This is a genomic window from Thermoplasmata archaeon (assembly GCA_036395115.1).
Lineage (GTDB): Archaea > Thermoplasmatota > Thermoplasmata > RBG-16-68-12 > RBG-16-68-12 > RBG-16-68-12.
The window spans coordinates 13,663-29,583 of the sequence record DASWDU010000041.1 but is presented as its reverse complement, the minus strand read 5'-3'; the positions used below and the strand labels follow the sequence as shown (position 1 = coordinate 29,583).

Annotated in this window: 17 protein-coding genes; 8 read left to right on the top strand and 9 right to left on the bottom strand. The window is 64.8% G+C overall.

All coding sequences use genetic code 11. The annotated features are described in order from the left end of the window. A partial coding sequence (locus VF992_10280) for a hypothetical protein (protein ID HEX9341534.1) occupies positions 1-1,235 on the top strand: 1,235 nt, incomplete at its 5' end. A gap of 39 nt (positions 1,236-1,274) precedes the next feature. On the opposite strand, the gene VF992_10275 is transcribed toward VF992_10280, so the two are convergent. The 9 genes from VF992_10275 to VF992_10235 are packed head-to-tail and all read right to left on the bottom strand — an operon-like array spanning position 1,275 to position 10,197. Beyond that, positions 1,275-1,904, bottom strand: a complete 630-nt coding sequence (locus VF992_10275; GenBank protein HEX9341533.1) for a V-type ATP synthase subunit D — start codon at positions 1,902-1,904, stop codon at positions 1,275-1,277. A gap of 1 nt (position 1,905) precedes the next feature. After that, the gene (locus VF992_10270) at positions 1,906-3,300 is read right to left on the bottom strand and encodes a V-type ATP synthase subunit B (protein HEX9341532.1); all 1,395 of its coding nucleotides are present in this window, start codon (positions 3,298-3,300) and stop codon (positions 1,906-1,908) included. After that, the gene (locus VF992_10265; GenBank protein ID HEX9341531.1) at positions 3,300-5,588 is read right to left on the bottom strand and encodes a V-type ATP synthase subunit A; all 2,289 of its coding nucleotides are present in this window, start codon (positions 5,586-5,588) and stop codon (positions 3,300-3,302) included. The genes VF992_10270 and VF992_10265 overlap by 1 nt, the downstream gene beginning before the upstream one ends. A 42-nt stretch (positions 5,589-5,630) precedes the next feature. Then, entirely contained in the window at positions 5,631-5,927 is a 297-nt protein-coding gene (locus VF992_10260; GenBank protein ID HEX9341530.1) for a V-type ATP synthase subunit F, read from the bottom strand. A gap of 1 nt (position 5,928) precedes the next feature. Beyond that, complete coding sequence (gene ahaC / locus VF992_10255) at positions 5,929-7,056, bottom strand: ATP synthase A1 subunit C (GenBank protein HEX9341529.1); 1,128 nt, start codon at positions 7,054-7,056, stop codon at positions 5,929-5,931. Further along, positions 7,038-7,598, bottom strand: a complete 561-nt coding sequence (locus VF992_10250; GenBank protein HEX9341528.1) for a V-type ATP synthase subunit E family protein — start codon at positions 7,596-7,598, stop codon at positions 7,038-7,040. Before VF992_10250 ends, ahaC begins: the two co-directional genes overlap by 19 nt. 16 nt (positions 7,599-7,614) lie before the next feature. Continuing rightward, complete coding sequence (locus VF992_10245) at positions 7,615-7,848, bottom strand: hypothetical protein (GenBank protein ID HEX9341527.1); 234 nt, start codon at positions 7,846-7,848, stop codon at positions 7,615-7,617. Positions 7,849-7,853: 5 nt separating this feature from the next. Then, positions 7,854-9,860 (bottom strand): V-type ATP synthase subunit I, encoded by a 2,007-nt coding sequence (locus tag VF992_10240; GenBank protein ID HEX9341526.1) that lies wholly within the window; start codon positions 9,858-9,860, stop codon positions 7,854-7,856. Between the two features lie 10 nt (positions 9,861-9,870). Continuing rightward, on the bottom strand, positions 9,871-10,197 hold the full coding sequence (locus VF992_10235; protein ID HEX9341525.1) for a hypothetical protein: 327 nt from the start codon (positions 10,195-10,197) through the stop codon (positions 9,871-9,873). A gap of 285 nt (positions 10,198-10,482) precedes the next feature. On the opposite strand from VF992_10235, the gene VF992_10230 reads away from it, so the two are divergent. The 7 genes from VF992_10230 to VF992_10200 all read left to right on the top strand — a co-directional run bounded on the left by VF992_10230 (position 10,483) and on the right by VF992_10200 (position 15,908). Beyond that, positions 10,483-11,097, top strand: coding sequence for a plastocyanin/azurin family copper-binding protein (locus VF992_10230; GenBank protein HEX9341524.1), 615 nt, complete (start codon positions 10,483-10,485; stop codon positions 11,095-11,097). Continuing rightward, positions 11,094-11,387 carry a hypothetical protein gene (locus tag VF992_10225; protein HEX9341523.1) on the top strand — a complete coding sequence of 98 codons (294 nt, stop codon included), beginning with the start codon at positions 11,094-11,096 and terminating at the stop codon, positions 11,385-11,387. Before VF992_10230 ends, VF992_10225 begins: the two co-directional genes overlap by 4 nt. Before the next feature lie 9 nt (positions 11,388-11,396). After that, positions 11,397-12,230 (top strand): hypothetical protein, encoded by an 834-nt coding sequence (locus VF992_10220; GenBank protein ID HEX9341522.1) that lies wholly within the window; start codon positions 11,397-11,399, stop codon positions 12,228-12,230. A 111-nt stretch (positions 12,231-12,341) separates the two neighbouring features. Next, positions 12,342-13,013, top strand: coding sequence for a cytochrome b N-terminal domain-containing protein (locus VF992_10215; protein HEX9341521.1), 672 nt, complete (start codon positions 12,342-12,344; stop codon positions 13,011-13,013). A gap of 8 nt (positions 13,014-13,021) precedes the next feature. Further along, the gene (locus VF992_10210) at positions 13,022-14,335 is read left to right on the top strand and encodes a 4Fe-4S dicluster domain-containing protein (protein HEX9341520.1); all 1,314 of its coding nucleotides are present in this window, start codon (positions 13,022-13,024) and stop codon (positions 14,333-14,335) included. Next, complete coding sequence (locus tag VF992_10205; protein ID HEX9341519.1) at positions 14,332-15,291, top strand: (Fe-S)-binding protein; 960 nt, start codon at positions 14,332-14,334, stop codon at positions 15,289-15,291. The genes VF992_10210 and VF992_10205 overlap by 4 nt, the downstream gene beginning before the upstream one ends. Then, positions 15,288-15,908: a 4Fe-4S dicluster-binding protein gene (locus tag VF992_10200; GenBank protein HEX9341518.1), complete on the top strand. Its 621-nt coding sequence runs from the start codon at positions 15,288-15,290 to the stop codon at positions 15,906-15,908. The genes VF992_10205 and VF992_10200 overlap by 4 nt, the downstream gene beginning before the upstream one ends. The last annotated feature ends 13 nt before the right edge of the window (positions 15,909-15,921 follow it).

Sequence of the window (15,921 nt, the reverse complement as noted above, 5' to 3'; positions counted from 1 at the left end):
GGATCGACAACGTCAGGCTGACCGCACGGGAGTACGATGACGGGTCCTTTACCGGCCTTCCGATCGACGTCGGATCCGCCGCGATTTGGGCGAGTGCGGTCGTTCAGGCGACGGCGGACCCCCCCGCGACATCCGTCGCGGTCGAGACGAGGACCGGGAATGCCTCGTTACCGGGCGACGCGTCGTGGACCCCGTGGGACGTCGTGTCGGGGACGCGGATTGCCAGTCCGCCGAACCGGTTCTTGCAGTGGCGGCTGTCACTGAGCACGGACGGCGTCGGCACGCCCGTCGTCACGCGCCTCTCGATTCAGGCCGACGCGTATGACTCGGTCGGGGTCCTCCGCACGGCGCCGTTCCTCCCGCGGGATTCGTTGTTCGGGTGGGAATCGCTCCGCGTGAACGATACACGGCCCCGAGGCACCGCAATCGTGTACGCGATTTCCGTGGACGGCGGAACGAATTGGATGGGGGTCGTGGACGGACAGGATCTCCATAGTCTGGCGACGAAGCCTTTGGTCATCCGCGCCACTCTCTCCAGCGGGAACACGAGCGTTTCCCCTGCGATCGCGTCCTTGGCCGTCGTGTACCGCGCTTCGATGTGGTCCGTCTTCGTGAGCCCGTGGGGGGCTCTCCTCCTCCTGGCCTCCGGGATCGCGGGTTACTTCGCCTGGAAGCGTTATCCGCGCCGGACCCCGACGGATGACCTGTTCCTCATCGGCCTCGACGGACGCCTCCTCGTCCACACGACCGTCCGCCCGCGGGCCGAGATGGATGACGACATCTTGGCGGGGATGTTCACGGTGATTTCGGCGTTCGTCCGGGACGCCTTCCGCGAGGAGCAAGGGGAGTTGAAGAAGTTCGAGCTCGGGAACCGGCACGTAGCCGTGGAACGCGGGGCCCACGTCTACCTCGCCGCGATCTACCCGGGAACGCTGCCGCCCGACGTGTCGCGAAGCCTGAACGAGTTCTTGTCAGACCTCAGGGAACGGTACGGAGAGAACTTGGCGTTCTGGTACTTCGTCGACGATCTCCCGGGCCTGCCCGCGATGATGGCGCAGCTCGCACGCCACGGCCGGTACCGCCGCGGGGATTGGCAGAGGGGGGCTCGGGCGCCTCCCGTTCCCGAGGGCGTCCCCACGACCGTTCACCCGACCGCCCACGCGCCGAAGGATGCGACGACCACAGCGCCGATTGAGCGGACCGCGTCGACCGAGATTCCGCCGGGTCAACGCTAGACCGCGGTCGGGCTCGCAATCTGGCCAGGCGCGTCGGGCCTACGACCCTTCGGTTTGCTTGAACCGTTTGAGCCGCATGAAGTTGTCGCGCTCCATCTCCTCGAGGCGTTGGCGGATGAACGCCTCCGTCGACTTGAGTTCCGGGATCACGCGATACTCGAGAGCGTTCACGCGACGCTTCACCTTCTCGATCTCCTCGATGAGGCGCCGCATCGTCGTCTCGATCTCCGCCGCCACGACGATGTCCTCGACGAGTGCCTCGTACGCCTCCGCCGCCTCGTCGATCCGGGCGGACGTCGTGATGATGCCGTAGCCGCGGTCCTCGAGCTTCTTCCGGACGCTCTTCGCGTCGATCTTCGGGACGATGATCCCCATGACGTTCTTCGTCTTCAGCTGCAGGGTCGGCACCTCTCGGGACGCGAGCGCGGCGGACCGCACCCCGATGGACCCTTCGATCGCGCGGGCGATCGCGATGCGCTGTTCCGCGACCCGGTACTTCTCCGCGAGGTTCGATCGGAGCGTCTTCGCCCGCTCGAGCACGCGGAAGAACTCGACGATCAACGCGTCCCGCTTCAGCTTCAGCAGGCGGTGGCCCCGCTCCGCCATGCGTCGGGTGCGCCGGAGCTGGAGCAGCTGGGATCGGGTCGGCTTGTACTCGGCGAGGACCATCCTACGCGCTCACCTTCGCCGCGCCCCGGTACTTCGGATGGTACTTCTCGAGCGTCTTTCGGTCGATCTTCGTGAGCCAGGCCTCGTCCAGCGTCGCCAGGAGCTTCCAGCCTATCTCGAGGGTGTCGACGATGCTCCGGTCCTCCTCGGAACCTTGGCGGATGAACTCCTGCTCGAACCGATCCGCGAACTCGAGCATCTTCCGATCTCGGTCGGAGAGGGCCTCCTTCCCGACGATCGCCACGAGGCCCCGCACGTCCTTGCCCTCCGCGTATGCGGCGTACAGCTGGTCCGAGACCTGCTTGTGGTCCTCCCGCGTCCGGTCCTTGCCGATCCCGGCGTCCATGAGCCTCGAAAGGGACGGCAGCGGGTCGATCGGCGGGTAGATCCCCTTGCGGTGCAGCTCCCGGTTCACCGCGATCTGACCCTCCGTGATGTATCCGGTCAGGTCGGCGACCGGGTGGGTCCAGTCGTCGTCGGGGATCGCCATGATGGGGATTTGGGTGATCGAGCCCGGCCGGCCCTGGATCCGCCCCGCCCGCTCGTAGATCGTCGCGAGGTCCGTGTACGTGTACCCGGGATAGCCGCGGCGGCCGGGTACCTCCTCCCGAGCCGCGCCGATCTGCCGCAGCGCCTCCGCGTAGTTCGTCATGTCCGTCAGGATCGCCAGCACGTGCATGCCGACCTCGTACGCAAGGAACTCGGCGGCGGTCAGCGCCATGCGGGGCGTGATGAGCCGCTCGACGGCCGGGTCGTCCGCGAGGTTCAGGAAGAGCACCGCGCGCTTGAGGGCCCCCGTCCGCTCGAAATCGTTCATGAAGACGCGCGCTTCCTCGTGCGTGATGCCCATCGCCGCGAAGACGACGCCGAACGGTTCCTTGCTCCCGAGGACCTTCGCCTGGCGGGCGATTTGCAACGCGACCTCGTTGTGCGGCAGGCCTGCGCCGGAAAAGAGCGGGAGCTTCTGACCGCGGACGAGCGTGTTCAGCCCGTCGATCGTCGAGATGCCGGTCTGGATGAACTCCGCGGGGTGCTCCCTCGAGTAAGGGTTGATTGCGGCCCCCTGGATCTCGACGCGCTTCTCCGGGAGGATCGGCGGCCCTCCGTCGGCGGGCTCGCCGGATCCGGTGAGGACGCGGCCGAGCATCTCCCTCGAGACGGAGAGCTTAATCGTCTCCCCGAGGAATTTGACGCTCGATTGTCGGTCCATCCCGGCCGTCCCCTCGAAGATCTGCACGACGACGACGCTCGTCGAGGAGTCGAGGACCTGGCCCCGCTTGCGCCGGCCGTCCGGGAGTGACACCTCGACGAGCTCGTTGTATCCGACGGGTTCCGTATTCTCGACGAAGATGAGCGGTCCCGCGATCTTCGTGATCGTGCGGTACTCCTTCGCCATCAGCGCGCCTCCAGTCGCTTGAAGTCGTCGTCCATCATCGCGAGCGTCTTCTCGAGTTCCTGATCGAACTTCTCCTCGTACTTGACGCGCGTGAGCAGTTCGCGGCTCTTGACGCCCGCGATGTCCTTCACGGGCACGTCGAGGGCAAGCGACTTCTTCCCGAGGTCGGCGTACTTCCGGATTGAGGAGATCAGCTTGTACTGCCGCTCTGGCGGGCAGAACGTGTCGACCGCGTGGTAGGCGTTCTGCTGCAGGAAGATCTCGCGGATCATGCGGGCGACCTCGAGCGTCAGCTGCTGCTCCGGAGGGAGCGCGTCCGCGCCGACGAGCCGGACGATCTCCTCGAGTTCCGACTCCTCTTGCAGCGTTCGCTGCGCCCACTGCCGTAGCTTCGGCCATTCCTCGTTGACTTGCGTCCGGAACCAGCCTTCCACAGCGCTGCTGTACAGGCTATACGACGTGAGCCAGTTGATGGCGGGGAAGTGTCGGCGCGCGCGGAGTGCGGTGTCGAGGGCCCAGAACACCTTCACGATGCGGAGCGTCCCTTGCGTGACGGGCTCGGAGAAGTCACCGCCACTCGGCGAGACCGCGCCGACGACGGAGACGGAGGCTTCGCGGTCGTTCAGAGTCGTGACCCGGCCCGCCCGCTCGTAGAACTCACTGAGCCGCGCCGAGAGGTAGGCGGGGAAGCCCTCTTCCCCCGGCATCTCCTCGAGGCGGCTCGAGATCTCCCGCATCGCCTCGGCCCACCGCGAGGTCGAATCGGCCATCAGGGCGACATTGTACCCCATGTCGCGGTAGTACTCCGCAAGCGTCATGCCCGTGTACACGGAAGCCTCCCGCGCCGCGACCGGCATGTTGCTCGTGTTCGCGATGAGCGCCATGCGCTCCATCAGCGGCGCACCCGTGTACGGGTCCTCGAGTTTCGGGAACGTCGTCAGGACTTCCGTCATCTCGTTCCCGCGCTCGCCGCATCCGATGTAGATGACGACCTGCGCGTCGCACCACTTCGAAAGTTGTTGCTCGGATACGGTATTATGGAGAATCATCGGTCGGTCTCCGCCGACGAAGTTGTGCGTGCCCTCGATGGTCAGGTCATAAACATCCCGAGCCTCCTCCCAGGTACGGACCTCGACCACCGGCTCCTTCGTAAAGAGACGATTCTCGGGGGTGACGACCAACATCTCCGATCCGACTTCGCGACCGGAAGGCAAATTCTCGGTTCCGATCCGGGGGATTTCGAGTGGAACAAGTACTTGGTCAGAGACCTGCAGTTCCGCCGCAGGGGTCTCGATGATTCCGCCGTCTGTCGCCTGGAAGAGGCGATGAACCGGGGTCACGCGGACGGCCCTTCCACTCTGGAGCCGCACTTCCGTTAGCCTGTTGGTACGGCCACGATACACCGCAGTCGCGAATCCGACTGCGATGCTGTCTCCGTCAAAGGTCCACACCCGCAGCGGTCGGTCGAGCGCGATGAACGTCTCTGGCCCCTCGTCAGGGAAACGACCGCGGGCGGACTCGAACAGCTCCCGGATGGGAACTGCGCGGCCATCAACGAGATAGACCGGAGTATCTCCAACAACGCACTTGCCCGTACCGAAGCCGCCGGGAATCGCGGCCGTGCCTCCCTTTGCAATCGGGAAGAGGAAGTCCATCACCCGCTGACCGGTGATGAGCGGCACGGACGGCATGAGCCGATCCTTCGTGGGTCGTGGCTGCCGAACGGGCCAGTCCTGCTTCATCGTGAGCTTGCGGCCGTTGTCGAGCTCCGCCACGACGTCGTCGACTTTCATCTTTCCCGAGCGAATGCGGGTGACCTTCCCGCTCAAATTTGGAGGCACGAGAACCCGGTGCTCGACGTTCTTGGCCTCCTGGACCGTGCCGAGGACTTGCCCGCCTTTGACCGCATCGCCCTCCTTCACCGCGGGTTTGAAGTCCCATTGCTTCTCGCGGCTCAGTCCGGGCGCGCGCACCCCGCGAAGGATGAAGTCCCCCATCACCTGCTTCAGGACGGGCAGCGGCCGCTGCACGCCATCGTAGATGTTCCCAAGGAGTCCGGGGCCGAGCTCGACGGTAAGCGGCTTACCTGTGTCCGCCACCGGCTCGCCGGGTCGGATGCCGGATGTCTCCTCGTACACCTGGACGACCGTCTTGTCGCCGAGGATCTGGATGACCTCGCCCATGAGCTGCTCCGTCCCGACGAGCATGACGTCATACATGCGCGGACGCAGGCCGATCGCGGTGACGACCGGCCCGGCGACGCGCTCGATCGTCCCCGTGCCCTTGATGTCGTCCCGTGCTCCCTTTGCGCTCGCCGCCACCTCGCCACCTCACTTGAACAGGTCCACGCCGATCGCGCGCCTCACTTTCGTGCGCAGGTCCTCGTCTTCCGCCGCGCCGACGGCGATGACGACGGGCCGGGCGACCGTCTCGAGCCGCCGCCGCATCGAGTGGCTCAGCCCTTTCATGTCCGCGGTGTCGAGGACGAGGATTCCGACTTCCGGGTCGTCTAGGATCTCCGCGAGCTTGCGCTCGATCTCTTCCTTCGTCGTCGCGACGGCACGGCGCACGCCGACGAGCTTGAATCCCTGGACGAAATCGTCCCGGCCGACCGCGGCGATCTCCATCTCACACCACCAGGAGTTCGCGGATCACGTCGGTGGAAAGCCCGCTCTCTTTGCCGCGCGCGATGAGCCGGATGTTCTGGACCTCTCGATCCTTCCGTACGATGAAGTCGAGGATGGGCAGGATCGAGAGCGGGTGCAGGTGCGCATACCGTCCCGCTTCCGTCAGGTGAATCCGCTCGACTTTCCGCAGGAGCGGGCCAACCGCGGGGACCTCGGACCCCTCGAATTCGGGGGCGATTTCCTCGTAGAACGAGTACTCCGCCAGGCGGCCCACGAGACCGGGCTTGTCGAGGGCGATCATCTCTCCGAGGTCTTCGGCGTCCATCTCATGTCCACCCGCAAGGAAGATCGGCCGGGTGAACGAGGCCTTGGCCGCCCATGCCCGCAGGAGCGTCTTCAGGTTGATGATGTCGATCTCCCGCTGGATGAACACGCGCATGAGGCGATTCGCCTCCGTCGATGGCGGCACGGCCTCGAGCAATTCCTCGTAGTACAGGCGGGAGACGCGGTCCTCCCAGTCGGACCAGTTCGCGACCTCGGAGGCGCGAGGGGCTAGGCCCTCCAGGGCTTGCGCATAAATCGTCCCCCACAGGCGCGCGAAGAGCACATCCAGGTCCTCCGAGGCCACGAGCCGCTCTAAGAATTCGAGAGGGAAGCTACCGGCGGGGACGAGGTCCTCCTCCACCTCCTCGGCCGATGCCCCATACGTCTTCGCGCGGACGATGGTCTTGACGTTCTGGAGGTCGTATCGGTCCATGTATCGGCCGACGATCGCCCGGAGGTCACCTTCGCAGAAATCGTATATCTCGTTGTACACTTTCGCCAGGTTCCGCGAGGTCGCGGCCTCGATGAGGTCCACGCCGGAGTAGCGGCCCCCGAGCGCGAGCATCTCCGCCTTGTACTCCCGTTCCCCGAGGAACCGCGCAATCTCCGGGATTTCCATCTGCAGGAGTCGTCCGAAGACGTCCTCGGGCAGCAGGGCGGACCGTTTCGCACGGACCCTCGCCGTGACGTACGGGTAGTTGCCCGTCTCGTACGGGACGCGCTCCCGGATCCAGCGGTACCGCTCGAGGAGCGGTTCGAGCTCCTGTATCGGCGCAGACCGTCCCCTCACGCCTTCGAAGGCCATAGGGTGTCCGCCACCTCCTTCACCGCATCGTCCCACACATCCCTTTGGATCGACTCGTACCGCAGATCGATCCGACGGGTCCCGTCCGCACTCTCGATTACGACCCCGCCTGCGCAGTCGATCGTCCCCGAGAACGCGCTACCGACGGCCTTCCGGACGACCGGTTCGTCGCGCGCGTTAGAGTACACCTTTCCGCCCCGCCATTCCGTCTCGTTCGCCTTCAGCAAGGCCCGGAGGTTGTCCGCATTCTCGGGCAATTGGCCGAGTCGGGACAGCGTGGTCGCATAGACGACGTCGAGGCCCTCCCGCTGCGCCCCCAAGACGATTTTCCTCGCCTCGAGTTCCGCGCGGGCGAGCGCCTGGACTCGCCTCCGCTCGACTTCCTGTCGGGCGCGTGCCTCGCCGTCCGCTTTCTCTCTTGCGGCCTCGGCCCGTACCTCGGACAGCATTCGCTCGCGCTCGGCGCGCGCCTCCGCGAGGATCCGATCCGCCTCGGCATTGCCGGCCTCGAGGATGGACTCGACGACCGTCTCCAGCGTCACGGACAACCCTTGCCGCTCAGGCCAGCGTGCCGAACAGGAAGAAGGCGATGACGAGACCGAAGATCACGATCGTCTCCGGCAGTGCCACCAGGGGGATGACCCGGCCAAACAACTCGGGTTTCTCCGCGATGGCACCGACCGCTGCCGCTCCGATCACCTTCTCTGCCCAAGCCGAAGCGAGCCCCGTCCCAGCGATGGTGATCGCTGCCGCGAGGGCTATAAGTCCTTCTTGGCCTGCCGTTACTGCCATGTGTTTTACACCTCCGGTTTCGATTTCATCCCAAAGGGCCGGAACAACGTCCCGCTGCCCTTATAGAACTTCAGGAAGAACTCCACGTAATTAAGCCGAATGGATTGGATTGCGCCAGAGATTGTGCTCAGGAGGAACAAGAGAAAGTTCGAGAGGGCCATGACGGCGATGCCCCCGATGAGGCCGATGACATTTCCCCCGTCGATCCAAGGGAAAATGCCATATTCAAAGGCGATGGAGTTGAGGGCGACGATGACGGCCGCTTCCCCGACTCCAAACCCCGCGAGACGAGCGTAGGAAACGACGTTCGCCAATAGCCCGAAAATCTCCATGAACTTGATTGCGCCCTCGGTGACCAGCATGAGCGCCACGCCGAGACCGAGGATGGACAACGCGGCAATCGGGATTGGGTTCGACTCCGTAAATCCTACCGACGCTAGGGTCATCCCTGCGTGGGGGAACCACGCGAAGAGCCCGTTCCAGATACCGTACCCGAAAGTCCCGGGCCAGCGTCCCGCTCGGGCCATCATGACGAGGAAGATGCCGGTCAAGATGAGGAGCCAGCCGAATTTGCCCACCGCTTCTTTTCGGTTGTGACGGACCTCGTTCGCGACGCCGAATCCGAATGCGATGGCCAAGTGCAGGTAGGCTATGGCAAGGCAGAGGACGATGAAGTCCGTAACCTGATGGAGTTTCTGCAAGACCGGCTGCCAGGGGATGCTCAGGTGCAGGATGTCGTCCGACCAGTTGAACGACTCCGTGCGCGAGAGTCCTGCGGCTGCGGGCGCATGGAATGGGATCCCGAAGGCCTCTCCGAAGACAAACGTCCCAAAGACTGTGGCCCAGAAGCCTCCCCAGATGAACGCGACGAGAAGGTTCTTCCAGAAGTCCCACGGCCGGTCCCTCCACCGACGCAGGAGCCATAGCCCGTAGGTGACCCAAATCAGTCCGTACCCTGCGTCGCCCATGATGACCCCGAACATCATCGGGAAGGCGAACGAGATGACGAGCGTGGGATCGAGCTCGTGATAGCTCGGAGTGCCGAACAAGTTGATCAGCATCTCAAAAGGCCGAAAGAGCCGGGGATTTTGGAGCTTAACCGGCGGTTCCGATGTCGGGTTCCCATGGCCTTCTCCCGCCTCGAGGTCCGAGACGAAGACGGGAGACTCGGATTCGATTCGCTCCTTCATCGACGGAAACACGTTGGCCGGCACCCATCCCTCGACGAGGAACGTGTGATCCGTGACGGCGAAGCGGAGGGGCGCTTCCGCCTTCTCCACCTGGGTCTCCAAGTGCGCCTTCGCAGCGACGAGGAAGCCGGCGTAACGCTCCCGGAGGGTCGTCAGGCGCTCCTCGGTCTCCTTGGACCGCGCTTGCCACCGCTCGCGATCTTTCAGGAGCCTCGCCAGGAGGTCCCGCGGGTGGCCCGGGCCTTCGGGGACCGGGACGCTCGTGAAGCCATGCTGAGCGAGGAAACTGCGCATGTCGTCGGCTTTCGATTTGACGACGAAGACCGCGAGGAATCCCGGCGCCTCGAACGCCTCGTACTCCGAAGTGACGCCATCGAGGCCCTGGATTTCCTGCGGGGCCTTTCCGACGAGGACCTCGAGGCGTTCGTACCCGCGGTAGTCTTCGAGGGACAGCGGGAGCTGCGCGAAGGGCGTCGTCTCCTCAATCTTGCGGTCCAGTTCCGCGAGAAGGGCCTGAATCTTTTTGCGGGTCGCGTCTTCTTCCGAGATGTTCAGTTCCAGTGAGAGGATTTTCTGGCGCAGGTCGCCCGTGATTGCGGTCTCGGCGGCGGGCTCTGATTCCTCGATCTGGAGGACGGATGTGAGGGATCGGAGCTTGACGAGGATCTCCGATGCCTCCGAGGCTCTGGGGAGCGGCCTTCCGATTTCGAGGCCCTCTTCCCCTTCGGTATGGTCGACAATGTGGATCAGCTTCAGGTCGTACAGCCGTTCGATGGTTGGTTCCAATTCGTCCCGCGGCCCGACGATCAAGGCCCGGGTCATCGGGACGGGCCTAAACATTCAGGGCACCCTTGAACTTCTGAATCAGAAGGTCAACCGCGCGTTCCAGGTTCCTGTTCGCTTGTCCCAAGAGCTCGGCGGCGCGTTTCCGACCGGCAGCGAGGATCGACTCCGTCTCTAGGGCCGTCCCGCGATCGGCCTCGCGTAGGATGTCTTCGTAACGCGTCTCCGCCTCGCGCCGCAGGCTCTCGCGGAGCTCGAACGCGTCTCGCCGCGCGTCCCGGAGGATCTTCTCCCGCTCCGCCTCCGCCAACGCTTTCGCGCTTCGAATCTGGCCTTCGGCCGCCTTGATTTTCTGGAGAGTTTCCTCTTTCTTCACGCGAGAACGGTCGGGGAGAACTGGGCCCGTGTTTAAAGGTTTTCATCCTACGACTGCAATGGGCGAAACGAGCGTTCGAAGCACACGGGCTGATTTTCATCGACCGAATTTTATACTCACGTGAGAATGCAACTTCGGCGCGAAACGCCCAGCAACGAAACGCGTCCCGCTCGCACATTTTCTAAGGAGAGAATCGAGACAACTGCACAACGTATAAATAGGGAACGTCCTCTTTGGCGGCCGTCCGGACGCCTCCAAAGGCAGCGGGAGTCAGAGGGTCGTAGGATGCGAACGTTTGCGATTATCATCGCGACGTTTCTGATCGTCGCGCTCGCCCCCGCCGCCGTCCTTTCCACCGTCCGGGCGCAGGCCGTCCCGACGCCGACCTTGACCGTCTTCGTATTCGGCGAGACGGTGGGCGGTAAACAGGTGTTCGCGCCCGCGCAGATTCTCATCCCGCAGGTCCCGGTGCACCTCGTCGTGACGTTCCACAACAACGACACGATGCAACACTCGTTCACAATGAACGACGTGAATGGGACCGAGAAACTCAGCACGAACCTCGTGGACCCCGGCCTGAATGTGACGGTCGAGTTCACGGTCGTCACGATGACGCAGATCCTCTTGACCAACGGCACGCGCTTTGCGCCGGAGGCCGGGTCGAACGGAATCCTGTTCTTTTGCATCCCGCACCGGGGCGCCGGCATGACGGGGCAGATCGTCCTAGCGAGCGTCCCGCCCGCCGCCGCGGAGAAGGGGATCCTCCTCCGGGCCTACTGGATCGGAATCATCGGGATTGCCGTCACGCTCGCGTGGACGGGCATCACGTACTTCGTCATCAAGTCGTCCAGCCGCCACTTCGTCGACCACGCGGAACACGTTCGGAAGGGTCTCCCTTGACCGAGCTGATCCGGGGCGACGCGCCCCGCCGGAGTTCGATGGCGGCCTTGGCCATTGGCGGCCTCGTCGTCGGGATCTTGTGGTTCAGCATCCTGACGGTCATCGTCGCCCTCCAGGTCCTCGGCGGCGCGGAGGACGCCCAGGCCGACTCGTACATGGCGGTCTTCATGGGGATGGTCTTCCTCCTCCTGGCCGTCGCCGTCGACGTATATCGCAAAGAGTTCATGCCCGACGAGCTGATTCACAAGATTCGACGCCCGAAGATCGTGCTCCACCGGGCGTTCCGCTGAGGTGCTGCGGTGAGCTGGGAGAAAGAGGAACGGGAGAAGCGATGGACCCGCCGCGAGTGGGTCAAGCTCGGCTTGACCGCCGCGTCCATCGGCTCGGTCGCCAGCCTCGGCGGCCTCGCCACGGGCCAGCTGCTGCCCCCGCCGTACAAGTTCACGGGCGAGATCCGGGAGACGATTCAGTATACGAAGTTCCCGACCCCGCAGTGGTGGAACGTGAGGGCGGGTTCCTCGGTGCGCGTGACCGATTTCGGGGTGTGGCAGGGCGCGACCGGGGTATGGCGCGGGCTGTTCCAGGACTCGACCTACGTCCCCGGGACCGGCTACCCTTGCATGATCATCCGCATCAAGCGGGAAAACCAGTTCTTCACGGTGCCCCCCGACGACCAGCTGCCGGAGACGTTCAAGAAGCTGCAGGCGACCGACTCGGCTTTCCAGCTGTACTTCGACGATGCGACCCTGGACGCGGCGAACGGCGGGACGCGGATCGTGGTCCTCTTCGATCGATGCGTCCACCTGTGCTGCTACCCGGGCTGGCACGTCATCAGCAACCCTCCCCCGGCGAGGGACTACAGCACCTACGGGGCGTCCCCGCCAACGTACGTCCAGTTCGGGGAGGACCCGATCTACTGCGTCTGCCACGGGTCCCAGTACGATCCGATGCTCCTCGTCGTGAACATCAACCCGAAGAACGGAGAACCGTACGTCGGGGCGGAGCGCGTCCACGGGCCCGCGCCGCGCGCCCTCGCCGTGATCCCGGTCAAAGTGCAAGGACTGAACCTGGTCGGCGGCATGCCGCTCGACCCGGCGGGCAAGGCGGATCCCGCATGGTACACGTATTGCTGAGGTGAGACGACGTCGACGACGGGGGACATTCGGCAGGACACGGGCCGGACGATCTTCGGATGGATCAAGTCCCGCTTCCCGACCGTCCCGTACGCCGACCTGACGCGGGTCGTGCTGGAGACGGACCAGCGGCAGGTCCCCCGCAGCCATGCGGAGAAGTACGAGCTCAAGACGATCTGGTACTGGTACCCGCTCTACTGCCTCGGCGGCATCTCCTTCGTCGCGTTCATCGTCCTCACGATCACGGGCATCCTGCTCGGTTTCTTCTACGTGCCCGACGGCCGGCTCGAGATCAACCGGGTGACGGGAGACTTGACGAATCCCGCGTACGGCTCGATGAACATCATCATGAACGAGATCCCGTTCGGTTTCATCATCCGAGGGATGCACCACTGGGCCGCGCACATCATGATCGCGGCCGTGTTCCTCCACATGTGCCGCGTCTACTTCACCGGCGCGTACAAGAAGCCGCGCGAGCTGAACTGGCTCTTGGGCGTCGTCCTCATGCTCGTCACGATCCTGTTCGGCTACTCCGGCTACCTGCTCCCTGCGAACAACCTGAGCGAGGGCGCGGCGAACATCGGGATCAACATGACGCGCGCGTCGCCGGCGATCGGGGATCAGCTCGCGACGCTGCTGTTCGGGGACATCAACACCCTGACTGGAGTGTACATCCTGCGGTGGTACTGGATCCACGTGTTCATCCTGCCCCTCGTCGGGACGGGGCTCATGGTCCTGCACATGGGGCTCGTGTGGTTGCAAGGCGTCGCGGAGCCGCATTGAGGTAGTCCATGGAGATCGAGTACGTCAAGGGGAAGATCATGGAGGGCCGCCGGTCCGGGTTCCCCCGGCAGTACGGGCCGGAGCGGTCGGACCACCAGCCCGGCATCCCGCTGTTCCCGCAGGAAGCCACCCGAGACCTCGTGGTGACGTTCCTCCTCGTGGCGATGATGTTCTTCCTGTCGGCCTTCGTGACGCCGTTCCTCGGACCCGCGCGGAGCCCGCAGCTCTCCGAGCTGATCGTCCCGGACTGGTACCTCTTGTTCTCGTGGGGCCTCCTGAAGGTCGCGGACATCTTCCCGCAGTTCACGATCGGCGAGGGGACCCCGCTGAAGACGGAGTTCAGCGCGGCCTTCTGGGGCGACTTGCTCAGCGGCATCCCGGTCATCTTCCTCCTGATCTTGCCGTTCATCGACCGAGGTCGTGAGGCGCGCCCCGCGAAGGCGCCGGTCCGGTCCGCGTTCGGGCTCGCGTTCCTGATCGCGTGGATCTTCACCTCCTCCCTCTACTCGATCCGGGAGGTCGTCGCGCAGCGGTGGGTCGCGAACGGTGCGGCGTTGATCCCGGATTGGACGATGAAATGGTTCTTCGTGATCCCGCCCGTGCTCGTCGGGCTGACGTCGTACATCGCCCTCCGACGGCTCGGGTTCCAACCGATGCGCCGATGGCTCGCGCCCTACGTGTCGGGCCTGGCGGCGATCGTCGTGGCGCAGTCGGCATACATCCTGTTCGATCCCTCCGGCCTGGGTCCGGAGATGCGCCAATTCACGCTTGAAATCGCGATCGCCCTCGCGATCATCGCGGTGCCGACGGTCGCCACGGCGGCCGCGGTCCTCTTCGCTCCGGAGTCGAAGGCCCGCAAGGTATCGACGTGGGCCGGCGTCCTCGGCCTTCTCGGCTTCATGGCGTTCTACGCGAGCGTGGCCTACCTCGACCAGCCGACCGCCCTCGGATGGGTCCTGCTCGTCCTCTGGCCGAACATGAACACGCTCGTCCTGATGCCGATGTTCGCCATCGTGACGGCGTGGCTCGGCACGCGGCGGCCGTACAGCACGTACGAATACCTGCTCAACGAGTGCTACCAGTGCGGCAAGTGCCACACCGTCTGCCCGGTCACGAAGGTCGAGGACGACGCCCTCGGCGGGCTGAACCTCGTCTACAACACCTTCAAGAAACAGCACGACGGCGTCCCCTTGTGGACGTGCCTCGCGTGCGACGCCTGCAGCGCCGTCTGCCCGCTCGACATCCAGTACAGCGACTACATCCTCGAGGAGCGCGCGAAGATCCACGCCCGCATGGCGGCGGACGGAGGCGAGCGGGAATGATGGAGACGGAGTACGGCCCCGGCCGCACGATCCCCCATCCGGTCATGTTCCGCGTGCTCGACAGCGAGGCCGACGACACGACGATCCCAGAGATCAAGGTGGAGCACAAGTCGGAGTACGCGTACTACCCGGGCTGCGTCGACTACTACGACGTCGAGATGCAGTTCTCGCACCTGAACTACGGCGACACGAACCACGGGATCATCTTCGACTCCTCGATCAAGCTGCTCCGAGCGGTCGGGATTCAGCCGATGATCCTCGACCGGTCGTTCATGAAGTGCTGCGGCCACGACCAGCTGTGGCAAGGAAAGATCGACATCTTCGAGCGGATGCGGGACTACAACTCGCGGATCATCAAGATGCTCGGCGTTAAGACGTTCGTCACATCGTGCGCGGAGGGGTACCGGACGTTCAAGCTGGACTACAAGCTCGACGGCGTGCGGGTCGTGCACATCACGCAACTCCTCTACGAACGCGGCCTGCGGATTCCGCCGCAACCGGAGACCGCGAAGAAGATCCGCGTCGCCTACCAGGACCCGTGCCGCTCCGGCCGTCAGATGCCGATGGAGCCGTTCTACGAAGAGCCGAGGGAGCTCGTCAAGCGCGTCGACAACGCAGAGCTCGTCGAACTCAAGACGTTCCGCGCGGACGCGCAGTGCTGCGGTGTCGCGCAGATGATGTATTGCAACGACAAGACGAAGGGCCTGACGCGGAAGCGGATGGACGAGGCGACCGAAGTCGAGGCGGACTATCTCCTGACCGCCTGCCCGAAGTGCCTCACCCACTTCGGATGCCTGCATCACGAGAACCGGTGGCAGCCGGGGGAGGAACGGTACCGCTACAAGGTCATGGACATCACCCAGTTCCTCGCGGAGCGACTTCCCGGGGACTATCCGACGGGGAGCAACATCGACGCGAAGCGGCAGGGGCCGCCTCTTCCCGGGAGACGGGGGTGATCCGGACGGCGACGGCGCCCGCGGAGGTCCCCAAGCCCGCGCCTCCTGCGCCCCCCGCGCCGGGCCCGCCCGCGGACCCGCTCGTCGCGTACTACCGCAACGTCCGCCAGATGAACCTCACGCTCGCCAGGGATCGGTACAAGCAGGGCTTCAAAGTCCGGACGCAGGAATTCATTCGCGGCCGAGGCACGCTCGCCGTGGTGGCCGAGGAGATTTGCATGGGGTGCACCCACTGCTTCGACAACTGCGCGTTCGAATCGATCTCGATGGTGGATCGCAAGTTCGCGTTGCCGGACTACTCGTACACGTCGCGCAAGGCGATCATCATCGAGGAAAACTGCGTGGGTTGCGAGAAGTGCGCGCTCGTGTGCCCGGTCGACGCGATCACGATGGTCACGAAGCACGACTTCGTCGTGAAGGACGGCCGCGTGGTGTCGACCTCGGCGCCACCGGCGCCGGCTCCGCGACCTCCTGCGCCGGCACAGGCCAAGCCCGCGACGCCCGCGCCGACCCCGGCGCCGAAGGCGGCAACGCCGGCCGCGGCCCCGCCCGAGCCCGCGGAGGAGCCGCACGAAGAACCGAGCGAAGAAGAGGCAGAGGGCGGCGACGCAGGATGACGGACGCGGCCTC

Bases quoted from the DNA above. Each gene is read 5' to 3' on its own strand.
- VF992_10275 (HEX9341533.1), bottom strand. From the start codon at position 1,904: ATGGTCCTCGCCGAGTACAAGCCGACCCGATCCCAGCTGCTCCAGCTC.
- VF992_10270 (HEX9341532.1), bottom strand. From the start codon at position 3,300: ATGGCGAAGGAGTACCGCACGATCACGAAGATCGCGGGACCGCTCATC.
- VF992_10260 (HEX9341530.1), bottom strand. From the start codon at position 5,927: ATGGAGATCGCCGCGGTCGGCCGGGACGATTTCGTCCAGGGATTCAAG.
- ahaC (HEX9341529.1), bottom strand. From the start codon at position 7,056: ATGGCCTTCGAAGGCGTGAGGGGACGGTCTGCGCCGATACAGGAGCTC.
- VF992_10245 (HEX9341527.1), bottom strand. From the start codon at position 7,848: ATGGCAGTAACGGCAGGCCAAGAAGGACTTATAGCCCTCGCGGCAGCG.
- VF992_10240 (HEX9341526.1), bottom strand. From the start codon at position 9,860: ATGACCCGGGCCTTGATCGTCGGGCCGCGGGACGAATTGGAACCAACC.
- VF992_10230 (HEX9341524.1), top strand. From the start codon at position 10,483: ATGCGAACGTTTGCGATTATCATCGCGACGTTTCTGATCGTCGCGCTC.
- VF992_10210 (HEX9341520.1), top strand. From the start codon at position 13,022: ATGGAGATCGAGTACGTCAAGGGGAAGATCATGGAGGGCCGCCGGTCC.
- VF992_10205 (HEX9341519.1), top strand. From the start codon at position 14,332: ATGATGGAGACGGAGTACGGCCCCGGCCGCACGATCCCCCATCCGGTC.